The sequence below is a fragment of the Variovorax sp. P2_H12 genome (assembly GCF_056403395.1).
The window spans coordinates 1-435 of sequence record NZ_JBFUFO010000213.1 but is presented as its reverse complement, the minus strand read 5'-3'; the positions used below and the strand labels follow the sequence as shown (position 1 = coordinate 435).

Genomic DNA, 435 nt, shown 5'->3' with positions numbered 1-435 from the left:
CAATAACAGTCCGGAACAGCCGTCCGTCAGGGGCGGCTCCGAACCGGTCGAAGTGCCCGCGTATCGTCCGTTCCCGGCCGTCGTCGGGCGGGGCCTGCGGATGCCCGGCGATCCGCCTCCGGAGGGCTCAGTCCCCGAGCCGGGGCGAGGTGACGGTGAACAGTCCACCCTCCGGGTCACGCAGCGTGATCCAGCGATCGGTCTCGGATTGCTCCACGGGAGAGACGCTGCTGCCTCCGAGGCCAGTGGCCGTGTGAACGGCAGCCTCAATGTCAGGCACCCGGAAATGGACGTGCCAGCGCGGTCGGACCTGCGGGTCGGGAGCAGCCTCCACGGCTCCGCCGCTGAGCCGCGCCACCGTGTCTTCGCCGTGACGGAGCACGACGTGATCGTTTTCGTAGGCGACTTGGCAGCTGCCCGGTCGCTCGCCGCCCC

Annotated in this window: 1 protein-coding gene; it reads right to left on the bottom strand. The window is 70.1% G+C overall.

Annotated features, from left to right (window positions below):
- Positions 1 to 127: 127 nt before the first annotated feature.
- Positions 128 to 435: VOC family protein (locus tag AC1DYK_RS35860; protein WP_478170595.1), on the bottom strand; the 308-nt coding region annotated here is incomplete at its 5' end.